The 19,833-nt window shown below is 41.4% G+C and carries 16 protein-coding genes and 10 tRNA genes; 12 read left to right on the top strand and 14 right to left on the bottom strand.

The window, feature by feature from the left end; genetic code table 11:
* Positions 1-141: 141 nt before the first annotated feature.
* From IRQ78_RS16835 to IRQ78_RS16825, 3 genes are all read right to left on the bottom strand, one after another.
* A tRNA-Glu gene (locus tag IRQ78_RS16835) sits at positions 142-217 on the bottom strand.
* A 130-nt stretch (positions 218-347) separates the two neighbouring features.
* Positions 348-423: transfer RNA gene (locus tag IRQ78_RS16830), tRNA-Glu, on the bottom strand.
* Between the two features lie 39 nt (positions 424-462).
* Positions 463-538: transfer RNA gene (locus tag IRQ78_RS16825), tRNA-Ala, on the bottom strand.
* Positions 539-1,179: 641 nt separating this feature from the next.
* Here IRQ78_RS16825 and IRQ78_RS16820 point away from each other — a divergent pair.
* The 10 genes from IRQ78_RS16820 to IRQ78_RS16775 all read left to right on the top strand — a co-directional run bounded on the left by IRQ78_RS16820 (position 1,180) and on the right by IRQ78_RS16775 (position 7,488).
* A tRNA-Val gene (locus IRQ78_RS16820) sits at positions 1,180-1,255 on the top strand.
* Between the two features lie 36 nt (positions 1,256-1,291).
* A tRNA-Val gene (locus tag IRQ78_RS16815) sits at positions 1,292-1,367 on the top strand.
* A 26-nt stretch (positions 1,368-1,393) separates the two neighbouring features.
* Positions 1,394-1,469: transfer RNA gene (locus tag IRQ78_RS16810), tRNA-Val, on the top strand.
* Between the two features lie 37 nt (positions 1,470-1,506).
* Positions 1,507-1,582 (top strand) — tRNA-Val (locus tag IRQ78_RS16805).
* A 43-nt stretch (positions 1,583-1,625) separates the two neighbouring features.
* Positions 1,626-1,701 (top strand) — tRNA-Val (locus IRQ78_RS16800).
* 52 nt (positions 1,702-1,753) lie between these two features.
* Positions 1,754-1,829 (top strand) — tRNA-Val (locus IRQ78_RS16795).
* Positions 1,830-1,931: 102 nt separating this feature from the next.
* Positions 1,932-2,007: transfer RNA gene (locus tag IRQ78_RS16790), tRNA-Val, on the top strand.
* Between the two features lie 517 nt (positions 2,008-2,524).
* Positions 2,525-4,159: a response regulator gene (locus tag IRQ78_RS16785; RefSeq protein WP_166341475.1), complete on the top strand. Its 1,635-nt coding sequence runs from the start codon at positions 2,525-2,527 to the stop codon at positions 4,157-4,159.
* Positions 4,160-4,180: 21 nt separating this feature from the next.
* Positions 4,181-5,542, top strand: a complete 1,362-nt coding sequence (locus IRQ78_RS16780) for an extracellular solute-binding protein (protein ID WP_138599981.1) — start codon at positions 4,181-4,183, stop codon at positions 5,540-5,542.
* Positions 5,539-7,488, top strand: a complete 1,950-nt coding sequence (locus tag IRQ78_RS16775) for an ATP-binding protein (protein WP_194442722.1) — start codon at positions 5,539-5,541, stop codon at positions 7,486-7,488. Before IRQ78_RS16780 ends, IRQ78_RS16775 begins: the two co-directional genes overlap by 4 nt.
* A gap of 18 nt (positions 7,489-7,506) precedes the next feature.
* Here the strand turns inward: IRQ78_RS16775 and msrB are convergent, their stop codons facing one another.
* The 11 genes from msrB to IRQ78_RS16720 all read right to left on the bottom strand — a co-directional run bounded on the left by msrB (position 7,507) and on the right by IRQ78_RS16720 (position 18,011).
* Positions 7,507-7,950: a peptide-methionine (R)-S-oxide reductase MsrB gene (gene msrB, locus IRQ78_RS16770; RefSeq protein ID WP_054553709.1), complete on the bottom strand. Its 444-nt coding sequence runs from the start codon at positions 7,948-7,950 to the stop codon at positions 7,507-7,509.
* 80 nt (positions 7,951-8,030) lie between these two features.
* Positions 8,031-8,483 carry a hypothetical protein gene (locus IRQ78_RS16765; RefSeq protein WP_054553710.1) on the bottom strand — a complete coding sequence of 151 codons (453 nt, stop codon included), beginning with the start codon at positions 8,481-8,483 and terminating at the stop codon, positions 8,031-8,033.
* 9 nt (positions 8,484-8,492) lie between these two features.
* A complete protein-coding gene (locus IRQ78_RS16760) occupies positions 8,493-8,981 on the bottom strand; it encodes a DUF2919 domain-containing protein (RefSeq protein ID WP_194442721.1) in 489 nt (162 codons plus the stop codon).
* Positions 8,978-9,322, bottom strand: coding sequence for a DUF3392 family protein (locus tag IRQ78_RS16755; protein WP_054553712.1), 345 nt, complete (start codon positions 9,320-9,322; stop codon positions 8,978-8,980). Before IRQ78_RS16755 ends, IRQ78_RS16760 begins: the two co-directional genes overlap by 4 nt.
* Positions 9,315-11,336, bottom strand: a complete 2,022-nt coding sequence (gene ligA / locus IRQ78_RS16750) for an NAD-dependent DNA ligase LigA (protein WP_194442720.1) — start codon at positions 11,334-11,336, stop codon at positions 9,315-9,317. Before ligA ends, IRQ78_RS16755 begins: the two co-directional genes overlap by 8 nt.
* A gap of 82 nt (positions 11,337-11,418) precedes the next feature.
* Positions 11,419-12,147 (bottom strand): cell division protein ZipA, encoded by a 729-nt coding sequence (gene zipA / locus IRQ78_RS16745; RefSeq protein WP_194442719.1) that lies wholly within the window; start codon positions 12,145-12,147, stop codon positions 11,419-11,421.
* 33 nt (positions 12,148-12,180) lie between these two features.
* Positions 12,181-15,579 carry a chromosome segregation SMC family protein gene (locus IRQ78_RS16740; RefSeq protein WP_194442718.1) on the bottom strand — a complete coding sequence of 1,133 codons (3,399 nt, stop codon included), beginning with the start codon at positions 15,577-15,579 and terminating at the stop codon, positions 12,181-12,183.
* A 60-nt stretch (positions 15,580-15,639) separates the two neighbouring features.
* Positions 15,640-16,371 carry an RNA methyltransferase gene (locus IRQ78_RS16735; protein WP_194442717.1) on the bottom strand — a complete coding sequence of 244 codons (732 nt, stop codon included), beginning with the start codon at positions 16,369-16,371 and terminating at the stop codon, positions 15,640-15,642.
* A gap of 117 nt (positions 16,372-16,488) precedes the next feature.
* Entirely contained in the window at positions 16,489-16,935 is a 447-nt protein-coding gene (locus tag IRQ78_RS16730) for a flavodoxin (protein WP_166341487.1), read from the bottom strand.
* The gene (gene truC, locus IRQ78_RS16725; protein ID WP_194442716.1) at positions 16,922-17,695 is read right to left on the bottom strand and encodes a tRNA pseudouridine(65) synthase TruC; all 774 of its coding nucleotides are present in this window, start codon (positions 17,693-17,695) and stop codon (positions 16,922-16,924) included. Before truC ends, IRQ78_RS16730 begins: the two co-directional genes overlap by 14 nt.
* Before the next feature lies 1 nt (position 17,696).
* Positions 17,697-18,011 (bottom strand): YqcC family protein, encoded by a 315-nt coding sequence (locus IRQ78_RS16720; RefSeq protein WP_194442715.1) that lies wholly within the window; start codon positions 18,009-18,011, stop codon positions 17,697-17,699.
* A 106-nt stretch (positions 18,012-18,117) separates the two neighbouring features.
* On the opposite strand from IRQ78_RS16720, the gene IRQ78_RS16715 reads away from it, so the two are divergent.
* Positions 18,118-19,146 carry a DUF3549 family protein gene (locus IRQ78_RS16715; RefSeq protein WP_194442714.1) on the top strand — a complete coding sequence of 343 codons (1,029 nt, stop codon included), beginning with the start codon at positions 18,118-18,120 and terminating at the stop codon, positions 19,144-19,146.
* Complete coding sequence (locus IRQ78_RS16710; RefSeq protein WP_054553721.1) at positions 19,147-19,446, top strand: DUF3301 domain-containing protein; 300 nt, start codon at positions 19,147-19,149, stop codon at positions 19,444-19,446.
* Positions 19,447-19,833 lie beyond the last annotated feature (387 nt).

Below are 19,833 nucleotides of genomic sequence, written 5' to 3'. Positions count from 1 at the left end.
GGGATTCGAACCCCTGTTACCGCCGTGAAAGGGCGGTGTCCTAGGCCTCTAGACGATGGGGACACAAAATGTGTCACTAGGACAACTGAATAGTTAGACTCGATTCAGACGAGCTTTTAATAACACATCACTTAAAGTAAGTGGCGTCCCCAAGGGGATTCGAACCCCTGTTACCGCCGTGAAAGGGCGGTGTCCTAGGCCTCTAGACGATGGGGACACAGTGTGTGTCACTAGGACATTAAATGATAGTTTTACTCATATCGGAGTTAAGGTTACTAAAATAACATGTAAGTACTCGAGACTAACATATTTATTTTCTTGGCAATTGCTCACTTACTTAAAGTAAGTGGCGTCCCCAAGGGGATTCGAACCCCTGTTACCGCCGTGAAAGGGCGGTGTCCTAGGCCTCTAGACGATGGGGACGCAGAAAACTGCAACCCTAGGACAAACACTATGCAAATCTGGTGGAGCTATGCGGGATCGAACCGCAGACCTCTTCGCTGCCAGCGAAGCGCTCTCCCAGCTGAGCTATAGCCCCGACTTGCATACACACCACCAATTAATATTGGTTGTGTATCGCTGAGTGCGGGGCGCATTCTATGCAGCCCCCCAAATAAAGTCAACAGTTTTTTATCTAAGTTTATTTAAATGATTTAAATTTCAACAAGCTGACTAAATATCAATCCGTTGCGGAGGTATTTTATACAAAGTGCTATCAAATTAGTTATTTTGGGCTAATTTCATTGCTGGTTTGTTATCAAAGGCTCTTTGCTTTTTTAATTTACTCCCTTAAAAAGGTATACATTTATATGCAAAATAAAATTCATTACCTAAAGTTTTAATAAAACGACTTCACCCTACCCTGCTTTGTTTTTAATAGTGCTAAGTAGAGTGCAATTAACTGATGCAAATTTATTGATATGAAAAACCGTTTAAAAGATTTGCTGTATTCATATCATTTTAGAATGATTTACACTGACATATAGCTATAGATCAAGCTCTGAATATAAGCTTATGAATGTAAATTGCATATTTGTTCGCCAAAAAATGCTTAAATGCCATGTCATTGTTTATAAAAGCTGCATCTAACACATTTTTACTCATTCAAGTGTTGACACATTTACAACTCTATCTATAATAGCGCCCCACAACAACGCAGCAATGAGTTGTTTTAGATATGGGTCGTTAGCTCAGTTGGGAGAGCATCGCCCTTACAAGGCGAGGGTCACTGGTTCAAGTCCAGTACGACCCACCATTATTCCCTAATGGTGTTCATATCTAAATTCTTAATGGGTCGTTAGCTCAGTTGGGAGAGCATCGCCCTTACAAGGCGAGGGTCACTGGTTCAAGTCCAGTACGACCCACCATTAAGAAAATTTGCTGTATGTAATATGGGTCGTTAGCTCAGTTGGGAGAGCATCGCCCTTACAAGGCGAGGGTCACTGGTTCAAGTCCAGTACGACCCACCATTTTTTAAAGTGGTGTTCATATTACAAAAATCTAAATGGGTCGTTAGCTCAGTTGGGAGAGCATCGCCCTTACAAGGCGAGGGTCACTGGTTCAAGTCCAGTACGACCCACCATTAAATAAACTTTGATGGTGTTTTCATTTAGATTATTCTTCGCGGGTCGTTAGCTCAGTTGGGAGAGCATCGCCCTTACAAGGCGAGGGTCACTGGTTCAAGTCCAGTACGACCCACCATTTACTTTTTAAAGCAAAAAGTTAAAAATGGTAGCGAAGAAAAAGATTATATGGGTCGTTAGCTCAGTTGGGAGAGCATCGCCCTTACAAGGCGAGGGTCACTGGTTCAAGTCCAGTACGACCCACCATTTACTTTTTGAAGCAAAGAGCATCGCAACTCTTTACAACGAAAAGGCTCGGTGGTTAAGTTCAGTAAGACCAACCATTTAATCTTCAAAAAATTTATATGTGGGTCGTTAGCTCAGTTGGGAGAGCATCGCCCTTACAAGGCGAGGGTCACTGGTTCAAGTCCAGTACGACCCACCACATATAAACACTTCATTAAATACTTCATTTTTATTTCTAAATTAAAAAGCATCGCCACCCTTTACAAAACACAGGCTCGATGGTTCAAGTTCAGTACGACCCACCACATATAAAACCTCCTTATTTTATATCTAGTTTTCAAAAGCATCTCCTCTCTTTACAAAACACAGGCTTGATGATTCAAGTCCAGTACGACCCACCACATATAACAACCGCTCTTCTACTATCTAACTTCTACTATCTAACTTCTACTATCTAACTTCTACTATCTAACTTCTACTATCTAACTTCTACTATCTAACTTCTACTATCTAACTTCTACTATCTAACTTCTACTATCTAACTTCTACTATCTAACTTCTAMTATCTAACTTCTAAAGTCTATTACTCATCACTTCTCACTTTATTGATATAGCCCAAAGCTAAACTTTAAATCGTTGCAAAAGCTGTAATTTGCCTTGTCAGCAGCTAGACTGTTTATTATAGTCACTGTTAACAATACTCGGTCGCAAGTCTAATGCCCGCAAAGATTTTTTCGAAAGCCAAAATATTAATAGTCGAAGAGCAAGCACTTGCTCAAAGCTATATGAAGCAGTCTCTAGAGGGATTGGGGTTTCGTCAGTTGCGATTTGCAGAACACGCTATTGCAGCCAAAGAACAGTGTCAAATAGAACAGTTTGATCTCATTGTTTGTTCTTTTAATCTAAGTAAACACCAGGATGGCTATCAGCTTTATGAAGAACTTAAAGTTAAACGCCTAATTAAAAACTCCACAGGTTTTATATTTATATCTGCAGAAACCAGTGGTTCTTTGGTTCATAGTGTTTTAGAGCTGCAGCCGGATGACTTTCTTGTTAAACCTTTTACTATTTACGACTTAAAAAATAGAATTGAAAAAGTTTTATTGCGAAAGCATCATCTAAAAAATATATACCAGTTGATTGATGATGAAAACGACTCAAAAGCTATAAAGAGCATTGATCAATTACTACAAAACAAATCGAATAGTTACAGTGCGATTTTATTGAGATTAAAAGGCGATGCCCTACTTCGTTTAAACAGAAATGAACAAGCCAAAGCATTTTTCAAATCTGTGCTCGATATTCAAAAATTTACATGGGCAAAAGTTGGTTTAGTGGAAGCTTTAATTGCAAATAATGAGCATACTCTCGCTCATAGAATGTTGAGGACTATGCTACAAAGGAGTGAAACACGCTTAGTAGCTCTGGATTTACTCGGAAAGTTAGAGATAAAGCTCAATAAATTTGATGATGCACAGCTTTTTTTCAGCCAAGCTGTTGAAATTGCACCTCGCAATATCGAGAGGCAAAAAACGCTTAGCCATGTTTCATTACTTAATCATGACTACGAGAAAAATTATTTAACCCAAAAAGATATAGCTAGTTATGCTAAACACTCAATTCACGACAACCCTGATGTGTACCTAAATGCGGCTCGTGCAGGGATTGATTTTGCCTTAACGACGGATCAAACCGATCAAGTTAATCGCATTTCAAGACAAACAAATCAATATTTGAGTGATTTAAAAAAACAATTTCCGAATAGTAATAATCAAACACAAATTGATGTTCTTAACGCACGTTTACATTATTTAAAAGATGAACATCAAAAAGCTAAAGCACTTATCAATCAACTTGATGAAAGTGACACTCAGATTCGTTCTGTAGATGGAGCGCTCGATAAAGCGAAAGCGTTTCATGAGCTTGGTTTTCACCATAAAGCACAGATGCTGTTTAACCAAATAATAACTCACTGTGAACGCCACCCGTCAGTAAGCGATCCGGTGTATTTACGTTATATTCAACAACAGCAAACTGAGCGACGTGATATTAAGCTTGGCCCGAAAGAGCTCAATAACCACGCTGTAACGCAGTTTAATAAAGGCCAGCTCAATACTGCGCTTGAGGCATTCACACAAGCATTTAGAATTATGCCTAAAAATGCCAGTATTGCGTTAAATCTGCTACAGTGTTTATTTGACACAAACAGTCAAGGGCAGTCTTTCAACTTAATGCTTGCAAGAAAGTGCTACACCCTCTTAGCGTCTCAGTCTTTAGAAGATGAACAAGCTATGAGGTTTGATAAAATAAAAGCACAAGCTGCCAAGTTAAATATCAAGCTTTCTGAATAACCCTCTTCGTGGAGCATCTTTTTGAAATTAATAAAGCATCTCCTTATTGCATCTTTCATAATTACAAGCCCTATTTGTTCAGCTTCTGCAATGTTGCAATATTGGCAGCAAGCCAAAATAAACTGGCAAAGTGAGTCTGGTACACATATCAACATATTAGCAGATGAGCAGCCTGCATTTTTGGCCCTAAAACCATATATCCCTCTATTTGAAGAGTTAACAGGGATATCTGTAGGTTTTCATGCCTTAGAACAATCTCAAATGCGTGTTCGTCGCCACCAAGATTTAAGTATGCATACAGGCCTCTATGATGTGCTGCCAATGGGTATAACCTTTTTAGGTGAAGCACAAAGTCGAGGTTGGATAGATCCCCTACAACCCTATATTGATAACCCAAAACTCACAGACAAAGCTTGGTATCAGTTAGAAGATATTAGCGAACGTAGCTTGGCCCTTTGTAAAATCAATGGCGCTTTATACTCGTTACCATTTGATTTTTCTGCACCGATTTATTTTTATCGTAAAGATCTGTTCGAGCACTTTAACTTAGCGGTACCCGACACGTACGAGCAACTACAAGAGACTAAAATTAAGCTTCAAAAGGCAATTGACCGCACCCCATCTTTAAATGGCATGCACGCATTTGCCTCCCGAACTCTGCCAGGTGCAGGATTAAACACTTGGACAGTGTTACCCATTATGCGTGCTTATGGTGCAGAAGTAATTGACGCGCAAGGTCAGTCTGTTTTTGATAGCCCTCAAACAGCGCAAAGTCTGCAAGCATACCGAGACCTTGTAACGGGATTCGGCAATCCTGATAACAGTCGCTTGCTGCACTTTTATGAAATTCGTCGACTATTTAAAGAAGGTCAACTTGCTTCGGCGTTTTTAGCCTCTCATTTTTATAATGAAATAGATACCGCTGAAGAATCAGATATTTGGAATAAATGGGAAGCCGCACCGTTACCAGCCGGTCCAGTCGCCCGTGAAACATCTCCTTGGTCTTGGGCATTCGCAATTAATAACCAATCAAATCAAAAAAAAGCAGCGTGGTTATTTATTCAGTGGGCAACCAGTGAGCAAACAGCGGCATTATTAAGTACAGGCGGCTCACCGCCAAGACAAAAGGTGTGGCACGAGAAACTATTTACTCTCGTAAACAAACCAGGCTTTAATAAAGCCATGTTATGGGTATTTGAGCATGCTACTCCTGACCGTTTGCAAGCTGGGATGGTTGAGTTTCCAGTTGTCGGTGAGCTTATATCGCAAACATTTAGTCAAATTTTTTATGGAGCAGACATAAAGCAATCAATAAAAGCTACTGATGCAAAAATTAATGTTAATATGCGGGCATTACAGACAAGGAGTGAAAATAAACAATGAGAGTCAGTATTGCTCATAAAATCCTACTCATTATTGGGTTTACTATTACGTTGATTTTAGGGGTAAGTACAACTTTACATGTTATTGAGTTAAAAGAGCAAACCTTGCTGAATATGAGTGAAAAAGCTAATGCCATCGTTTCACCTATGCTCTCAGAGATAAAGACCCTTACAAAAGACAATACAGTAGGTAGTTGGGTTTTAAAAATTCAAGGCATCACTCTTAAAGGTATTCTGGCAAATAATACATTTGATGATTTAAAGACAATCTACTTTATCGATCAGAATAACTTTATTGCCGCTCACCCTGATTACAGCAAAGTCGATACCTTAGAAACAAATCAAACGATAATAAAGCAGCTCAATCCAAAACAAAATTCTATCATCACTTTAGATCAACAATATGCTGTAGCAGTTCCAATCAATAACGCCCAAGATGAAAATATTGGCTATGTTATTGTTAGTTTTTCAGATATTGATTTAACATTAAAAACTAAATCAATTATCAGCAATGCTGTATCACTGTTCGCAATTTACTTACTTACTGCATTACTCATTGCTTATATCATTATACGCCGAATTATTTTACAGCCTATTGAGCAATTAGTTGAGTTTTCGCATGCAGTTACCACTGGCGATCTAAATTGCCCAATAAATATTAAAAGTCGTGATGAAATTGGCACTCTTGCCAGTGGTTTTAAAATGATGCGTGCTGCAGTAAGACAACAAATAAACAGCATGCATGAGCAACATAGTCAATTAGAAGAAACCGTTGCAAAACGAACTCAAGAATACTTGGATGCCAAAGAGCAAGCCGAGCAGTCAAACCAAGCTAAGAGCAGGTTCTTAGCGAATATGTCACATGAGCTAAGAACACCGCTTAATGCAGTATTAGGCTTCAGCCAATTACTCCAAGACAGTGAAACTGATAAAAATAAACGCCGCTATTTAGAAGCCATTTCGATCTCTGGCAGCTCTCTGCTAAACGTCCTCAATGATATTCTTGATTTATCTAAAATTGATGCAGGAAAAATGCAGCTGGACATGGAAAGGGTCGAAATTCCGACGATGTGCCATGAACTAAGTATGATGTTTTTGCAGCTCAGCGCTCAAAAGGATCTAGATTTACAGATCACTTCACACCCTGAATTTAAAACCCCTGTTTTACTTGATAGCAATAAAGTTCGACAGGTACTGACAAACTTGATCAGTAATGCGATTAAATTTACCTCACATGGTAGCGTTAAAGTTCACTTTGACTTTGAAGAACGTGAAAATGATGGCCACTTTAATATAAAAATTCATGTCAAAGATACTGGCAAGGGGATCCCAACCGATCAACAAGCGCTGATTTTTAATGATTTTGAGCAAGTTCAAGGGCAACGCAGTTCTGAATTTGGTGGCACTGGGCTCGGTTTAGCTATATCTCATCGCTTTATAAAATTGATGGGTGGTGAACTATCTGTAATTAGTGAAAAAGATAAAGGTAGCGAGTTTATTGTATTGCTACCAAATATAGAATTTGCCGAATCAAAAACAGAGGTTAAACATCGAAATTACCCTGCTATTTCTAGTTATCATTTTAATCCAGCTCGTATATTGATAGTTGATGATATTCCATACAACCGAGAGTACTTGGAGTCATTTCTATCACGCTGGAGCTTTACAATAGATACAGCAATAAACGGTGAAGAGGCCTTGAAAAAGGTAGAAGAGAACCAACCTGATCTGATCATTATGGATCTAAAGATGCCAGTGATGGGTGGATTAGAAGCAAGTCAGCTAATTCGTAGTGATGATCGCTTTAAGCATATTCCAATCATTGCGGTTACAGCATCGGTATTAAAAGACGATAAGGCGCAATCCAGTATTTTGACAGACTACATAATTAGTAAGCCAATTCACCGTGAGCACCTTATTTTCATCATTGCCCAGTACCTAGATTAAGTATGGGTTAAACACGCATTAGTCGCGTTTTTTCATCGCTATGGCATTCATGCAATAGCGTAAACCACTTGGCGGCGGGCCATCGGGGAATACATGTCCTAAATGTGCGTCGCAAACATTACAAACTGCTTCAATACGCTGCATACCATGGCTAGAGTCCGCGATATAGGCAATGCTTTCAACACTGCTTGGCTGAGTAAATGACGGCCAGCCGGTGCCACTATCGAACTTTTCATCACCGTCAAATAGTAAGTTGTCACAACATACACACGCATATTGACCAGGTTCAAATATCGTACATGAATCAGAGCTGTGAGGACGTTCGGTGCCTTTTAAGCGGGTAACATAGAATGCATCTTGTTCGAGCTCAGCTTGCCATTCAGATGGCGATTTTTCGACTCGACGTGGAGGTGTTGGGTTGCCGTTATGGGCAAACTCTAAAATATCTTGCCAAGTTAACATAGTGCTCCCTCAGGGTTGAATACAACAGTTGCACAGTACATCACAAGCCCTACTAAGGGCAAGCAGCATGCGTCTAGTGATTAATGTGTTTGCAGCCGGATATCTATTTGTGCACGTTCACGCTCAGAAAGTAGCTGTACTAAATGGCTATTAATTTGGCTGCTAGCAACACTCAATACTGCAGTTATTTGCTGGTCGTTGACATCCGTTACATGGATTATACCTTCGCCGATTTCAATCTGCTTAATTTGGCCAATTAAAACAAACTCAGCTTTGCGTTTAAAATCGAATAAACCAGCCAGACTAATCAGTGCTAGCTGATTTACATCACGCTTTAGTAAATCCGTAATGGGGTTACGCGCTACAAATAACGGAGTCACTCGATATAAGCTTGATAACGTAATAAAGCCCCATAACATCACAAACAACGAAAATGCAGCACTGTGCCAAAGTGGCGTAAATACCCATAAAGCAATTAATACCAGCGCGATAGTGAGTGAAATTTTTGCTAAAAGCTTATTAATTGCCAACATATTGCAGCCCTACTTTTTTTCAATTGGATCTGGCCAATCATTAAAAAAGACCGACAGATATCTGCTTTTTAATAAATATAACAGTACCCATAACACCAGTACCATTTGACAGGCTAAAAAAAACGAAAACTGATAATGACTGTGCGCAGCCTGATAGGTTAACCAACTTAAATCTGTGATGGCACACAAAATTAATGGCCAGCGCATAAAGCGCCATATAGACGCGAGACGTTTTGCACTTTCAGCATTTTCTTGAGGTCGGCGTAAACAAAAGATCACCGCCGGTAATAAGGCGATTGCTGCTATAGCAATGGCTGTAAAGAAATCGCTTTTCGACTTAAAAAACAGCGACATGATATCTAAATCAGGGCGACGGCTGAGCGCCGCCATAATCCATATAAAGTAACTGCGTAACAATACTAACAAAGTTAAATGAAACGCTACTGGGGTTCGATAAGTGCCATGTTTATCCCAGTATTCTGGCCCGTAGCGATTCATATTTGGTTCTTCTTATCAGCAATGATGCCGAGTACCAAAAACGCAGCTGTAAGTGTAAGCGCCAGCCATTTAACACCGAGTAGCATTAGCAACTTACTTAAAAATGGAGTTACAAACACCACAAGTAAGCCCATACCAAACCCTGTGACCAGCACAAAACAAAGCACGCGTATAATAAAGTGACGACGCGCGACAAAGCGCTTGGTCACTTTAATAATGTCGTTTGCATACAAGGATAAAAAGCACACCACCAGCAGTAATGAAATATTGTAAAGGTGTGGTTGCAGCCAGCTGCCGATTGTTAAAGCAACTGACGACAGTGCCTGCAATAGACTATCCATTGTGCTCACTTAAAAGCGCAATAAGATCAGCCTCAGTTAACACATCAATGCCTAGGTCTTGTGCTTTGGTTAATTTTGAGCCCGCTTTTTCACCTGCAATCAGCGCATCTGTTTTCGCCGATACACTACCCGATACTTTTGCACCTAACGCTTGTAAACGCGCTTTTGCATCATTACGGTTAAGCTCGCTTAATGTGCCAGTCAGCACGTAAGTTAAGCCCGCTAATGACTGCGCATCGGCACTTGGCGCGGTTAATTCTGGCCAGTGAATACCTTGCTCAACTAACGCATTTACAACTGCCATATTGTGCTCTTCGCTAAAGAAGCCACGTACATGCTTGGCAACGATCTCACCCACGTCGCTTACTTCAGTTAACGCATCAACGCTTGCTTGAGTGATTTTTTCTAGTGTTAAAAAGTGGTTTGCTAAGTTTTGCGCGGTTGCTTCACCCACTTCGCGAATACCTAACGAGTATAGGAATTTAGCTAAGGTTGTTTGCTTAGCATCTTGCAGCGCATTAACTAAGTTCTTAGCAGACTTTGGACCCATTCGCTCTAGTGATTCAAAATGCCCTTGTTTAAGGATAAATAAATCAGCAGGTGTTTTGATCAGTTCACGGTCAACGAGTTGATCAACAATTTTGTCGCCTAAACCATCAACATCAAGGGCTTTACGTGACGCAAAATGTTTAATTGCTTGCTTGCGCTGCGCTTGGCACACTAAACCACCGGTACAGCGGGCAACCGCTTCACCTTCAATGCGCTCCACATGTGAGTCACAAATTGGGCAGGTAGCAGGGAATTCAATGTCTTTCGCATCGTCAGGGCGACGCTCAAGGACAACTTGGGTAATTTGCGGAATAACATCACCCGCACGGCGAATAATCACGGTATCGCCAATTTTAACGCCTAAACGGGCAATTTCATCACCATTATGCAGCGTTGCGTTAGATACCGTTACGCCCCCCACAAATACCGGCTCTAATCGTGCTACAGGGGTAATTGCGCCAGTGCGCCCTACCTGAAACTCAACATCAAGTAATTGGGTGATTTCTTCTTGCGCAGGGAATTTAAAAGCAATTGCCCAGCGCGGCGCACGTGCCACAAAGCCTAAACGCTCTTGGTGTTTTTTGTCGTTAACTTTTATTACCACACCGTCAATTTCGTAGGCAAGGCTACTTCGACGCGTCAATATATCTTGGTAATAATCAAGTGCAGCTTGCTGGCCTTCAACCAGTTTTGTTTCTGGGCAAAGTGGTAAACCCCAATCGGTCAGTTTAGCCAGTTGTTGATAGTGATCTTCTGGTAACTGCCCATCGGCAACAAGCCCAGTGCTGTAGGCATAAAACATCAGTGGACGTTTTGCTGTTACTTTAGAATCAAGCTGTCGTAAGCTACCAGCCGCAGCATTACGCGGGTTAACAAAGACTTTGTCGCCACGTTTTTCGGCTTCACTGTTTAGTTTGACAAAACCAGCGCTGTCCATAAATACTTCACCGCGCACTTCAAGCTCTGCTGGAAAGTCATCGCCACGTAACTTAAGCGGCACATTACGAATTGTTTTCACGTTTTGGGTGATGTTTTCACCTACCATGCCATCGCCACGGGTAGCTGCTTGAACTAAAACCCCATCACGGTAAATAATTGATACCGCTAAACCATCAAGCTTTGGCTCACAACAAAAAGTCAGCTCCTTGTTGTCCATTAAACGCTCTTTGATACGGCGGTTAAAGGCGGCAAACTCTTCTTCTGAAAACGCATTATCAAGTGACAGCATGGGCACTTGGTGAGTAACTTGCTCAAACTTATCAAGTGCAGCACCACCGACTTTTTGGCTTGGTGAGTCTGGGCTTTGAAACTCAGGATTAGCTTGCTCAAGGGCGCTTAATTCGCGCATTAAACGGTCATATTCAGCATCAGGAATGCTCGGTGCATCCAGCACATAATAATTATGGTTATGCTCTTCTAACTGGGCACGAAGTTGGCTAATTTGCTCAAAGATAGGGCTGGACATGAAAACCTCAAAAATCTACATAAAAAAGCCACTTCGACGACTTAACGCCAAGTGGCCTAATACTTATACTCGGTGTGTGCGATTATGCTGAAAAACTACGAACTTTCTCAACATACTCACGAACGCTTTCAACCGTCATTTCTTCACGGTTGCTATCTAAAATCGTTGCACCAAATTCATCGGCTAGCTTTTTAGCTGCACTGTGCAACATGTTGAATGCACTTAGACCGTCGCCATCACATGGTAAGGTCATAAATAAGCTAACACCTGCCGTACTAAACTGTTCCATATTATCAATATCGAACGTGCCTGGGTTGTACATATTCACTAAACGGAATAACACCGGGCCTGTGCCAGCTGGGTCTAAATGACGGTTAAAGAAACCTTCTTCAGAATACTTAAAGCCTAACATATTAACAGCTGGCAATAATTGGCTGCCATCCATTGTTAAACCTTCTGGCATTTGTAAATGCACAATAATGAAATCGGTTGGAGCTTGTGCATCAGCAGGTTCTTCTTCAGCTTCTTGTTGCTTAGCTTCAGGCTCTTCAACAACCTGTTCTGAAACAGCTGGTTCGTCGTGACTTTCTGCTGAAAAGCTTAAATCACCAAACTCTGGCTCATCACGTTCTTGCGGTTTTGCAGTTGCAGGCTCTTGAACCTCGCTGGTTGTTTCGTTCGGTTCAACCCGTTCAACTGAAGGCGTATCTGGGCTGTCCTTTTTACGCACCGACCATAAGCCGTGAATTAATAAACCACCAATGACAAATACACTGATTACGATTAAAGCCCATCTTAATTCTTCGGCCATCCCCTCACCTTTATTATTTGATATGCCTAAATTTTATGCATGTGCCATTTGCACAGCTTGTTCTATATCTACAGCGACCATACGTGATACACCTGGTTCCGCCATAGTTACACCGGTCAATCTGCCTGCCATTTCCATAGCAATCTTGTTATGACTGATATAAATAAATTGTACTGATTGTGACATCTCTTCTACCAAACGGCAAAAACGACCCACGTTCGCATCATCCAATGGCGCATCCACTTCATCTAGCATACAGAATGGAGCTGGATTGAGCCTGAATATTGAAAACACCAATGATAATGCGGTCAGCGCTTTTTCTCCACCACTAAGCAGGTGAATTGTCGAATTTTTCTTGCCTGGTGGCCTTGCCATGATGCTCACCCCACTTTCAAGTAGATCATCACTGGTCAATTCAAGGTAAGCACTACCGCCACCAAACACTTTTGGGAATAACTCCCCAAAGTCTGTATTTACTTGTTCAAAGGTCGCCTTGAAACGATTTTTTGTTTCTCGGTCGATTTTTTGAATCGCCCCTTCAAGGGTATTTAATGCTTGTGTTAAGTCATCAAGCTGCTGATTTAAATAATCGCTGCGCTGTTTAGCCTGCTCAAACTCATCTATTGCCGCTAAGTTCACCGCGCCAAGTTCATTTAATGCTTGCGTGGTTTTTGTAAGCCTCGTTTGCATGCTATTTAAATTGGCATTGTCAGGCAGTTCTTCAAGTACTGTTTTTAAATTTTGTTCCAGTTCTTCAAGTGGCTCTAACGCAGCTTGCGCCTTCACAATTAAACTTTGCTCATCCAGCGCCAGTGCTTGCAACTGCTCTTGTAACGTCACCAACTCAGATTGCGATGATTTCAGTGCTGTTTGCTTATCAGCAAGCTCCTTTTTAGCTTGACTCAAGGCCGCTTGCAAGTTTTTCAGCTCAACGTCACTTTGTTGATGCTTTTCAAGCAATAGCATAATCTGCTCTGCTACTTCTTCAAGCGGGATCACTAGCTCTTCTAGTTGCTCGTTGAGCTCTAATACAGCTTCACTGGCAGCACTTTGGGCGGCATTTGCATGCTGAAGTTTGGTTTCGCTAAGTTGACACTCACTGCGAGCTTTTTGTTCAGTCAAATTAGCTTGATGGGCTTGCGTTTTATTTTGCTCAAGCATAGAAGCCACTTGGCGATAGCGGTTATTTGCCTCACCTTGTTGGTGTTTTGCTTGCTCTAACTCAGTTTCAAGTTCTAATTGCTGCTCTAACAATTGCTCAAGTAAACACTGCTGCGTTTGTTGCTGTTCGTCAGCATTTTGCTTTTGTTCAGCCAGTAAGGTTTGACGCTGTTGTAACTTAACAAGCTGGTTTTGCCACTGGGTTTGCTGCTCTAATAGCATATCGCGTCGAGTGCTGGCAGATGCAATCTGCTGAGCCGCTTGGTGAATTCGCTCTCTGTATTGCTCTTTATCGGCGATAAGCGTTTTCTTGTGAGCTAGATGCTCATTTAGCAATTGCTGCTTAGTTTCTAATTGCTCGTTGAGTTCTTCATCTAACTGCTGTGCATCACTAAGCTGAGCATGCTTTAAAAGCAAAGAATTGTCGGCGTCTTTATTAGCATCGGTATGAAAGTTACGACCATGCATACAGCCTTCTTCATCAATCACAGCCAGCCAATATGGATCCGCCAAAATAGCGTCATCAAAACAAGGTTGAAATGCAAAGCGGGCTAATAAGTCAGGGTAAGCACCCGATTCGATATAATTAGCTAATGACTCTTTTGGTAACTCATCATCAGATGCAGGCCAAACACTGTTAGGCTCTTTATGTTGACTGACCTTTAGATGCTCAAGGCCAAGTAGGGCTTGTTCAATTAGTGGCTCAAAGCCAGAAGCCACCTTTAACTGCGCCAATAGAGAGACACTTTCGCTATCGGTTTGCTCTGATAACACAGAATTAAGCGCAGCTATGCTGGCTCTATTTTCATTGCTGTGCTGCTGAACCCGCTTTAAATCCTGCTCTAAGTGCTGTTGTTCTTTATCCGCTTGTTCTAGGTTTTGAGTGAGTTTATTTAGCGCACTTTGTTGCTGCGCAAGCTCCTTCGTCAGTGTTTGAATATGCTGTTGTTGCTCTGTAATTTGCGCTGCAACTGGGGTCGCTTCGAGTTCACTAATTTCAGCGGCAAGTTGTGTCTGCTGAGACTCAAGTTGCGCAACAGTCTGGGCAAAGTGAGCCTGTTGATTCTTTGCAACATTAATATCACTGCTATGAGCTTGGCTTTTCTGTAAGGTACTTTGATATTGCTCATTGGCGCTTTGCGTTTGTTGCTGCTGTAGAGCAACTTGCTCTTCAACCTCTGCAACTTGCTCAGCGCACAGTAAACTTTGCTCAATCGCTTCTTGTAGCTGCTCTTGTAAAATGGCGGCTGAAGCGTGTTGCTCTTCTTGCAACTCTTTATTTTGTAACTGCAGTTGTTGCTGTTTGATAAGGTTTTGGCTAAGTGTTTGCTGTTGCTGCTTTAAACTTATCTGTTGCTGTTCTTTGCGGGTTAACTCTGTATGAGTTTGATGCTGAGCCTGCTGGGCGTCTTGCAGTTTTTGCTGCTCAAGTTGCACCTGATTTTCAAGACTTGCTAAAACATCATCGTGGCCAGAGTGCGCTTCTCTAAAGAACTGAATTTGCTCTTTAAGTTTATTGATTTGCTCAGCTTTATCGATTTGTTGTTGGTGTAACTTCTGCCACTTTAAAACCGCAATTTGCCCTTTTAAAGTGCGCTCAGTGGCTTTTAGCTCTCGGTATTTTTTTGCATCGACTGATTGCACTGCAAGCTTATCGAGCTGTGTTTGCAACTCTTGCCTTACATCAAGCAAACGTTCAAGGTTTTCGCGGGTACTTTTAATGCGGGTTTGCGTTTCACGACGACGCTCTTTATATTTTGAAACCCCCGCTGCTTCTTCTAAAAAAACACGTAAATCAGCCGGTTTGCTCTCTATTAAACGCGATATCATGCCCTGCTCAATAATCGCATAACTGCGCGGGCCAAGACCTGTGCCTAAAAAGATGTCGGTAATATCACGCTTACGGCATTTGCTGCCATTTAGAAAATAAATTGACTGGCCATCTCGAGTCACTAAGCGTTTGATCGCCACTTGGTTTCGATCAGCAAAGGTATTCGGTAAATGACCACTGGTGTTATCAAACACCAACTCAACAGAGGCTTGTGAAATTGGCTTTCGATTAGTTGAGCCGTTAAAAATAACATCGGTCATGGCATCGCCACGTAAGTTTTTAGCTGAGCTTTCACCTAGCACCCAACGCACTGCATCAATGACATTTGATTTGCCACAGCCGTTCGGGCCGACAACACACGTCATCTGATCAGGGAATGGGATCTTAGTGGGTTCAACAAACGATTTGAAACCCGCTAATTTTATGGTGCTTAAGCGCATCTAATTGTTTTACCGATTTTTATTGTTATTCTTCAATTTAACCCATTTTAGGGTAAAAGGTTAAGCGTGGCGCTTAAAATTATCTAAAATAATACCCGTTGCCATTGCTACATTAAGCGATTCTGCTTGGCCATAAGCCGGAATAGTGATTTTATCAGTAACTAAGCTTTCGCAATCAGCACGAATACCATGGGATTCACTGCCCATTAGTAATACGGCATCTTGCTTAAGAGCAGTTTTGTGAATGTTCTCACCTTCTAAAAATGCGCCATACACAGGAAGGTTTAAACTAGGTAAGTAACTGGTTAAATCAGTTTGTGAGACACACACGCGAGCAAATGAACCCATGGTTGCGCTAATAGTTTTCGGATTATAAGCATCCGCACTGTCTGTGCTGGTAACAATATGCTTAATACCATACCAATCAGCAACACGAATAATCGTGCCCAAATTCCCCGGATCCGACACGCCATCAAGGGCTAAAATAAGCCCTGATGTGGGTAATGCTTGCTGACTTGGCATATCAACAACAGCAATTGCGGCGTTGTTACTAACAAGTGTACTGGCTTTAGTTAGGCTGTCTTCATCTGCTTCAATGACTTGATGGGCTGCAAGCGCTGTTTGATGCGCAGAAATAAATGCTGGGGTCGCAAAAATATGAGCAATACTTAAACCACTGTTTAGTAATTCAAGTACATTTTTTTCGCCTTGAACAAGGTACTGATTGTATTGCTTACGGTATTTCTTTTGACCTAATGCACGAATTAGTTTCAGTTGGTTTTTTGAAATCATAACAGCCTCATAAAATGATGGTTTAGTATATCAGATTCTGTACTCGAAAAACCAAGGGGAAAGTGCCAATTGCTTATTCAATCAGCACTTTTAAGAGACACTTGCCAATAAGAGGCATTAACTAATTTTCGTCAGCCACTCATTTAACCATGGCTCAGTAACAGGCCAAGGCTCAAAATCTTCACAGGCATCAATTTCTAAACGATGACCAACAGGTTTTGCCTGTAAATCGCGAAACAGCTCATCAAAACTGCGACCTGCACCACAAAACGTATCGCCATAACTACGATCGCCCATAGCAATAATGCCGTATTGCTTGCCTGTTAACAGTGGGAATTGATCATTTAATTGGCTATATAAAGCGATTAAGTTATCAGGAATATCGCCCTGACCCGTCGTTGAAGTGATCACTAAAATATGTGACGCAGCCAGCATGTCATCAACCGTGCCATTTTCAACTAATTTCGCTTGATGCTCTGACTTTTCAATAACTTCAATAACTTGTTCGCTTAAACGCTCAGCACCGCCGTAAACACTGCCGACAAAAATACTAATGGTTGCCATAATAATCCTTTTCTTCTGTTGGCCAGCCAAGTTGCTGGCAAATCGTTAACATTGCATCGCCTAAAGGCGCTCTAATTGTTATTGCTTGCTTGCTATAAGGGTGCACAAACTTTAATTCAGAGGCAAATAACATTAAACGACGAAGCTGAAAATGCTCTCTAAAAAATTGATTATGCTGATTATCACCATGATTTACATCACCAATAATTGGCAATGATAAATGCTTTAAATGACGACGAATTTGATGTTTGCGGCCAGTTTTTGGAAAACATTCCACCAGCGAGTAACGAACTGTTGGGTATTTACCAATTGGAATAGGCAAGCTTGCTTGGTGCAAACAATGAAATTGCGTTTGTGCTTCTTGCGGTGCTTTATTTTGATCAGCAAACTTGTCGGCGATTTTATCAAGCTCTTCTTTTAAAGGTTTATCTAAGAAGATTGATTCGTTTAAAAAGCCTCTTACTAAAGCTAAATAACGCTTTTCAATTTGCCCATCAATAAATAACTGATTCATATCACGGGCTGCCTCTGAACTTAACGCAAACAGTAATACGCCTGACGTTGGTCTATCTAAACGATGTACAGGAAACACGTGTTGACCAATTTGGTCACGCAGCATTTGCATCGCAAATTGGGTTTCGTGTTTGTCTAAAAACGAACGGTGAACCAATAAACCAGATGGTTTGTCAATCGCAATGTAATTTTCATCGCGGTACAGAATCGTTAACTCATCAAATTGTGGCTTAACACTCTCTTGCATCTTAGTCATCACTCAAAAGTTGATCGAGTTTTTGTAAAACGTTAATCACATCATTACCGCCGCTGTGTTGTGCCAGCATTATTTCAGCCATAGGCGCAATTGCAAAATTACGGGGTAAAGGCTGGGCATGTGCAATGAGGGTATGCATTTTTTCAAGAAAAACAAATTGCAGCCATTGCTCAAAAGCCATGGTGTCATGACAAAACGGTACACTAGAATTGAGTGCACTTGGGTCAATCGGTGTTGTTTGCCAAAGTGAATGGCGTTGTAATGTGGATTTTAATTCGCGCAGCAGCGCCAAAGTCTGTTGATGCATTGTAAAACTCTTAATACCTTTGTGCTTAGTATACCCTGTTCCAAGGCGCCATGGTATGGCGTATAATTCGCGGCTGATATAGATTAAAAACGGTAATTGAGATTTTATGACTGAGCAGATCGCCACCTTAGGGCAACTTCTGGATGCAGCAGGTACCACTTGGCGTGCCTTCGATATTGGCAGACACATCACGAAATTAGACAAAAAACAATTTCTTGCCATTGAAGAAACAAAAATCCCTTACCCATACCCGCTTGCAGGTCATGCTTGGCTTGCTATTCAATTTTGGGATGTAAAAGCGTCTAAAGAACCTTATGTATGGTTTTTAAAATTCCCACTAGATGAGCAAAGCCGTCTTGTAAGCGCAAGCCGCGATCATTTCGCAAACATGGTAATTGAAGCGCTTGGTACAGAAATTACCGGTGAAAATGCCGAAGGCAAATTAGACAACAACCCGTATGTATTTACGCCAAACGCCAACAAGCTAGCGGCATTTAATGCACAGGTTAAATGCTTACTTAAACAAAGTGCTTCACAGTATTACGAATATGCGCAGCTGTATTTTTCAGGCAAACTGGGATTTGATAATTGGCAAAGTGTTGCAGTACAAGGTATTGCAGACTTTGCGATGCGTTTAGATAACGACAACAATTTAGCAAATCTACAAGCCGCTTGGGGGCAATTACCAGTCGAAGTATTACAGCCGCTTAGTGCAATGCTTGAACATGTTGCAATCGAACCTGTGTTTGCAGAACAATTGTTAGCCTATGGTTTAAACGCCATAGAGCATAAAGACGACATCGCCCTTGTAGCAGCCCTCAGAAGCTTATCAAAAACACCAGCACAAGGTTTAACTGCGCAACTTGTAGATGCTGTATTACGCTCTGATATGAACACCCAGTCAGATGTACTATTAACGATTGCGGGGCGCTGTTTTAGCACACTTGAAGACCCAGAACGCTTACACGTGTTTATGGATTGCTGTGCACACCACACTGAAATTGAACAACTGTTTGTGAGTATTTTCACCGATTTAGTTGCAATTCCTAGTATTCGCCCTCACCTACTAGGTTTATTAAGAAAAGAAAATCGTAGCGAAACTCTCGCTCGCGCAATTGGAAGGTTATTCTCGTAAATGGCAGGCTTGTGGACACTCATCATCATTGGCAGCATCATCTACTTTTTTTGGTTAAACAGAAAAGTAGCCGAAGCAGCTAATCTTCATGCACAAAGACAAATTGAGCAATTAAATGTGCAATTGATGAGTGTTGCTTGCAATAAACGCCGACTTGGTATTTTAAAAAGCGGCAAACCAGGTATCAAAAGCGAATTTATTTTTGAGTTTTCAAGTGATGGACAAAACGTGTATCAAGGCGTTTTGATCATGGAAAATGAATTACTTAAAAGTGTCGTAATACCGCCACATAAGATTTAAGTTGCGAGTTGCGAGTTGCGAGTTGCGAGTTATACAAGAATAATTGCAAGTGCGAGAAGTGTAATCTCCACAAAGAACTAAGGCGTAGCTAATAGCCACGCCCCAATCTTGCTACTTCCATGATTAAGTATCCTTACTTATGCCGAAGCTGCCTTTTTATCTTTCCCCTGAACGGGTATACATCCGATACACCCACCATGCTACTTCATGTAACATTTAACACATCCTAGTGCCGTCCTCTTGCCGTCAATGGCTATCCACTTCGTTTTCCAAACGCTCCTTTAGCTTCCTGCTAAAATCATCCTTTGGTCAGTCCTTTTCAATCGCTCCGCGATTGTACTGCATCCTGGCAGCGTCCTCGTTCTTCCTTGCTTCCCTAGCTCTTGT

Source organism: Pseudoalteromonas simplex, from assembly GCF_015278155.1.
GTDB lineage: Bacteria > Pseudomonadota > Gammaproteobacteria > Enterobacterales > Alteromonadaceae > Pseudoalteromonas > Pseudoalteromonas simplex.
The sequence above is the reverse complement of the archived record's forward strand: the minus strand, read 5'-3'. Positions and strand labels throughout refer to the sequence as shown.